This is a genomic window from Candidatus Hydrogenedentota bacterium (genome assembly GCA_016791475.1).
Taxonomy (GTDB): Bacteria; Hydrogenedentota; Hydrogenedentia; order Hydrogenedentales; family JAEUWI01; genus JAEUWI01.
The window spans coordinates 1-537 of record JAEUWI010000416.1 but is presented as its reverse complement, the minus strand read 5'-3'; the positions used below and the strand labels follow the sequence as shown (position 1 = coordinate 537).

2 protein-coding genes are annotated in these 537 nt (G+C 52.7%); both read right to left on the bottom strand.

Annotated features, from left to right (window positions below; genetic code table 11):
* A partial coding sequence (locus JNK74_30000) for an endonuclease (protein MBL7650403.1) occupies positions 1-191 on the bottom strand: 191 nt, incomplete at its 3' end.
* Positions 192-333: 142 nt separating this feature from the next.
* Positions 334-537, bottom strand: a 204-nt coding sequence (locus JNK74_29995; protein MBL7650402.1) for a hypothetical protein, incomplete at its 5' end; no start/stop codon positions are given.

The following is a 537-nucleotide window of genomic DNA, read 5'->3' as shown; positions in this document are numbered from 1 at the left end:
ACAACGTAGTTGCCTCGTTGTTTGTCGAACCAAGCACTCTTGACCTGAACTTTGATGAAAACCTCATCAACCTCGAAGACCAAGTCATAAGGCATCCTGTCTCCGATAGGTTGAAGAACTTCCCAGCCGCGCTTCAATGCTTGAAGAACGGCTGCTTGTTCAGCTATGTCACCTGTGAGCTTTGTGCTCATTTTCAATTCTGCGGAATTTCGAGCCCAACGAGCTACCAGGCTGCTCCACCCCGCGTCAAAAGGAAGGCGTGAATGTAGAGGCCGATCCCAGTTTTGTCAACAGGGGCTTCGGAAATTTCTTTTCTATGGCCGGGCCGGGTTCTTATCCGCCGATGACACCGGCCACGCCGCAGCTCAGGCAGCGATAAAGCGTTCCGGCGCGTTCGGGAAACACCTGCACTTTGGCGGGGCCGCAGGTGTGTTCGACGTTCACTTCAAACAGCGAGTAATACTGATCGTCGCCAATGTCCATCAACGCATCGAAAATCGCCTGCTCAGCCATTGTGTTGCGATCAACGGCTTGAAA